This window comes from Dehalococcoidales bacterium, from assembly GCA_035529395.1.
Taxonomy (GTDB): domain Bacteria; phylum Chloroflexota; class Dehalococcoidia; order Dehalococcoidales; family Fen-1064; genus DUES01.
This window is the reverse complement of sequence record DATKWT010000137.1, coordinates 1-4,398: the sequence shown is the minus strand read 5'-3', so window position 1 is coordinate 4,398 and position 4,398 is coordinate 1. Positions and strand designations below refer to the sequence as shown.

The following is a 4,398-nucleotide window of genomic DNA, read 5'->3' as shown; positions in this document are numbered from 1 at the left end:
GCCCTTCGAGGATATAGACCTCGTGCTCCCACGGGTGTGAGTGCCATGGTGTGGCGCTACCGGGGTCGACCTCGAACACCCTCATGCAGAAGTTGGGCGCGCCGTCATCGGCGTTGACAACCTCACGCTTAACCACTCCGGGCAGCTCCTGGCTGGGACTGGCATCAAGGTACTTACTGACTTTCATTTTCGGCATCATCCTTATCTCTGTTTTCGTTCCGGTATCGGGCCACCGCCCTGCCCTTGATACCACCCCGCTCGCGGTACTCCGCTTCCACTGCCATTGAGACCGGTTTCAGGAGCGCTACGAGGTCGTTGAGAATCCGGTTAACGACGTGCTCCTGGAGGATGCCCACGTTGCGGAACGAGGTCAGGTAGTACTTGAGCGATTTCAGCTCTACCAGCGAGTCCTGTGGCAGGTAGCGGATGGTCAGCCGACCGAAGTCGGGCAGGCCGGTCCAGGGGCAGACGGCGGTGAACTCCCCGGTCTCGTAGACTACTTCGGTCCCGGAACCGGGGTAGTCAAACGGTATGGTCTCCAGCACCACCACATCAATAGCGTCTTCCGGCTGGATGTCAAATCTTTTCGATGTGTACTTATCCTCTGTCATCTCGTTTTCTCTTTTTATGCTCGCCAATACTCTCTCTCTGGTTCAGGGAGATTCCTCTATCAGGTTTATGACAGACTTTCGACCAACCCCCTGACCCCCTTCCTGTCCAGGAAGGGGGGAAAGATTATATCTGGGGGACACCCCCAGACCCCTGCCAAAGGGGGCTTCGGCCCCTCTCGGAAGAGGGAGCGCCCCTAAGAAGGGACGAAAACCCCTGGACTCCCCCTTTTTCATCACCCTGTTAGATTAGAAAGCATTGCTCAAGAAGTGTTAAGGGCTACAAAGATATTCCATAGACGTGCTCCGCCACCTTTTGTCTAATTTGTTTTAACTCCTCATAATCTACTGGAAAGATAGTTCCCTCTGGCATTCCACCACGGATTTTGTCGATAACCTTGGTTACCTCTTGCTCGGGCACTGGATTCATTTTTAAGTAGTCACTGGGATGGGATGGCCGGAAGTGTATCCATTCTCCATCACACCAAGTGACAATACCCCAGCCATAGATGCCGGGGTCCTTTGCGTTAGTCCTTACGTAGAGCAGAATTATCATATCTCCAGATTTTATTTCTTTAGGCTTCCGTTTACTCTCTCCAAGAAACCAATTTTGTATTACAACCCCTTCCCAAACTTCACTCCTATATTGTTCGTGAGAGTACTTTTTGGCACTCATTTGGTATAGCCAGCAAGCCATGTTCACCTCCTTTCATATATCATTAGCTTTGCCTTAAGAGCCAATGAGTTGCCCCATATTCTATCACGGTTTCCAACCCGAACCCAATATGGTAAACTCAGTTTGAACCTGGTGAGACTGTGAATAAACTTGGATAAGAACAAGGACCAAGAATCAACCGTCGGGGCCGTGATTGTGGCTGCCGGGAGTAGCCTGAGAATGGGGGGTGGAGACAAGCTGTTTGCCCCGCTGTGTGGTGAACTGCTACTGGCGCGGGTGCTCGGTGTTTTCGAAGGTTGCAAGGCCATTGACCAGATAGCTGTCGTTGTCCGCGAAGAGAAGGTGACGGAGACACAGAAGCTAATAGCCGAGCGCGGCTGGTCGAAAGTGGGAGAGGTCTGTATAGGGGGCACGCGGCGCCAGGACTCGGTCCGGGCCGGTCTTGAGCGGTTGAAGGGATGCGAGTGGGTGGTAGTCCATGACGGAGCCCGACCCCTGGTGACGGGGGACTTGATTGAGAGCGGTCTGAAAGCAGCCGCAGATACAGGTGCAGCGGTGGCAGCCGTGCCGGTGACGGATACAATCAAGGTTGCCGGACCGGACCGCGTTGTCCGGTACACGCCGGCGCGGGATAGTATTTGGGCAGTGCAAACGCCGCAGGTATTCCGGTACGACATCTTGAAAAAGGCCTATCGCAAGGTCAAAGGCGAGGTAACCGACGATGCTACGGTGATTGAGCAACTGGGCCATCGCGTGGTGCTCTACCGGGGCTCGTATGATAATATCAAGATAACCAATCCGGACGACCTTGTTCTTGCCGAGTTCCTGCTGCAGAAGAGGGGGTGACAGGGGTGCGTGTTGGCATCGGCTACGACGTTCATGCGCTCGTACCGGGGCGCCGGCTGGTACTGGGCGGTGTAGAGGTCCCTTTTGAGAGGGGACTGAGCGGCTGGAGTGACGCCGACGTACTGACCCACGCGGTGATTGATGCGCTCCTGGGGGCGGCTGCGCTGGGTGATATCGGAAACCACTTCCCGCCCGGTGACCCGGAATACCATGATATATCGAGCCTGGTGCTGCTGGAGAGGGTGCGGGACGAGCTGGCTGAGCAAGGCTGGAGGGTTGGTAATATTGACACAACCATTGTGGCGGAACGCCCCAAGCTTGGCGGGTTTGTCGACCGGATGAGGGAGCAACTCGGCAGGGTGCTGGGAATAGAGGCAGGTCGGGTGAGCATCAAGGCCACCACCTCGGAGCGACTGGGGTTTACCGGTCGTGAAGAAGGAATCGCTGTCTGGGCGGTTGCTTTGCTGGAAGAAGCAGAAACGGGATAAGGAAACAACATGAGAGTGTATAGCACGCTTTCCGGACAGAAAGAGGAGTTCGTACCGCAGGGCGACGAAGTGACGATGTACGTCTGCGGCGTCAATCCTTACAGTGACGCTCATATCGGCCATGCCATGAGCTACATTTTCTTCGATGTTGTCCGGCGGTACCTTGAATTTCGTGGTTACAGGGTCAGGCATGTGCAGAATATCACCGACATCGAGGACAACATCATCGACACCGCAAACCGCCTCGGTGTGTCTGTACCCGAGTTGACACAGAAGTATACTATCCGCTACGACGAGGATATGGAGGCGCTGAATATACTCCCCGCCCATGTCTACCCGCGGGCGATGGGAGAGATAGAGAAGATAATAGAGGTTGTCAATGGCCTGGTGGACAAGGGGTTCGCCTATGCTGTCGGTGGCAATGTATACTTCAGGGTGCGGAACGTATCTGACTACGGGAAGCTGTCTCGCCGCACGCTGGACTCGATGATGGCCGGGGCGCGTATCGAGGCGGAGGAGGAGAAGGAGCACCCGATGGACTTCGTCCTCTGGAAGGAAGCGAAGCCAGGAGAGCCGTCCTGGGACAGCCCCTGGGGTAAGGGAAGGCCAGGATGGCACATCGAGTGCAGTGCGATGTCCCTGAAGTACCTCGGTGACACCATAGATATTCACGGCGGCGGACAGGACCTGGTCTTTCCCCACCACGAGAACGAGATTGCCCAGTCGGAGAGCTTTACCGGCAAGAAGCCCTTCGCCAAATACTGGCTGCACAACGGGCTGCTCCAGATGGACGAAGAGAAGATGAGCAAGTCACTGGGCAACCTGATAACGATACGGGAAGCCCTGGAGATATATAGCCCGGACGCAATCCGCATCTTCATCCTCGGCTCTTACTACCGCGGCCCATTGACCTACTCCGACGAGGCACTGGAGGCGGCGGAGAAGGGGGCGGAACGACTGCGACAGTCGGCAAGTGATGAACGTACTGCGGGTAAGGCCCCCGGAGACGGACTGGACACGGAGTCCTACCGGCAGCGGTTTATCGAGGCGATGGACGATGATTTCGGTACGGCGCAGGCGATAGCCACCCTCTTCGACCTTGCGCGGGAGATAAACCGGGCATATGAGGCCGGATACGACGCTTCGGGGGCACGAGATACGCTCAGAGAGATGGCAGGGGTGCTGGGGCTGACGCTAGAAACACCGGAGACGCCGTTCGTGGGTGCCGAGCCGTTTATAGAGTTGCTCATCGCCACCCGGGTACGATTGCGCGAGGCGAAGCAGTACCAGCTTGCCGACGAGATACGTGCCAGGCTTACCGACCTTGGTGTTACCCTTGAAGACACACCACAGGGTACGGTCTGGAAACAGAAACGATAATAGATGTATAATTATCATCTGTGAGGGGGGTTAGTATGCAGAACGCAGCGTTTATTGTAATCGGGCTGGGCATACTTGCCCTGTCCGGGTGGCTGGCCAGGGGTTTCTTTATGGCCGATGAGATTTCCCTCTGGATACGGATTGTCGTGGGGGTGGTCTCGGTGGCATTTGTGGTACTCCTCGGGATAGTCATCAGGGACAGGATAGCCCAGGCGAAGAAGGACGACTTCAAGGAGGTAGACAATTGATTATTACCACTGCGGAGCGGATAGAGGGCAAGAATATCACCAAGACCGTTGGTCTAGTCAAGGGAAGTACCATCCGGGCAAGGCACGTTGGGCGGGACATCATGGCCGGGCTGAGGGGAATAGTCGGCGGCGAAATAACCGACTACACCAAG

Annotated in this window: 8 protein-coding genes; 5 read left to right on the top strand and 3 right to left on the bottom strand. The window is 55.9% G+C overall.

Annotation, left to right across the window (positions count from 1 at the left end):
- The 3 genes from VMW13_09020 to VMW13_09010 all read right to left on the bottom strand — a co-directional run.
- Positions 1 to 187 (bottom strand): hypothetical protein (locus VMW13_09020; protein ID HUV44956.1); only part of this gene is annotated, 187 nt, incomplete at its 3' end.
- Positions 174 to 611, bottom strand: coding sequence for a preQ(1) synthase (gene queF, locus VMW13_09015; GenBank protein ID HUV44955.1), 438 nt, complete (start codon positions 609 to 611; stop codon positions 174 to 176). The genes VMW13_09020 and queF, both read right to left, overlap by 14 nt.
- 277 nt (positions 612 to 888) lie before the next feature.
- A complete protein-coding gene (locus tag VMW13_09010) occupies positions 889 to 1,305 on the bottom strand; it encodes a hypothetical protein (GenBank protein ID HUV44954.1) in 417 nt (138 codons plus the stop codon).
- A 168-nt stretch (positions 1,306 to 1,473) separates the two neighbouring features.
- Here VMW13_09010 and ispD point away from each other — a divergent pair, with 168 nt between their 5' ends.
- The 5 genes from ispD to VMW13_08985 all read left to right on the top strand — a co-directional run.
- Positions 1,474 to 2,130 carry a 2-C-methyl-D-erythritol 4-phosphate cytidylyltransferase gene (ispD, locus tag VMW13_09005; GenBank protein ID HUV44953.1) on the top strand — a complete coding sequence of 219 codons (657 nt, stop codon included), beginning with the start codon at positions 1,474 to 1,476 and terminating at the stop codon, positions 2,128 to 2,130.
- Positions 2,131 to 2,135: 5 nt separating this feature from the next.
- Positions 2,136 to 2,618 (top strand): 2-C-methyl-D-erythritol 2,4-cyclodiphosphate synthase, encoded by a 483-nt coding sequence (gene ispF / locus VMW13_09000; GenBank protein HUV44952.1) that lies wholly within the window; start codon positions 2,136 to 2,138, stop codon positions 2,616 to 2,618.
- A 9-nt stretch (positions 2,619 to 2,627) separates the two neighbouring features.
- Positions 2,628 to 3,998 carry a cysteine--tRNA ligase gene (gene cysS / locus VMW13_08995; protein ID HUV44951.1) on the top strand — a complete coding sequence of 457 codons (1,371 nt, stop codon included), beginning with the start codon at positions 2,628 to 2,630 and terminating at the stop codon, positions 3,996 to 3,998.
- A gap of 35 nt (positions 3,999 to 4,033) precedes the next feature.
- Entirely contained in the window at positions 4,034 to 4,246 is a 213-nt protein-coding gene (locus tag VMW13_08990) for a hypothetical protein (GenBank protein HUV44950.1), read from the top strand.
- Positions 4,243 to 4,398: heavy metal-binding domain-containing protein (locus VMW13_08985; protein HUV44949.1), on the top strand; the 156-nt coding region annotated here is incomplete at its 3' end. The genes VMW13_08990 and VMW13_08985, both read left to right, overlap by 4 nt.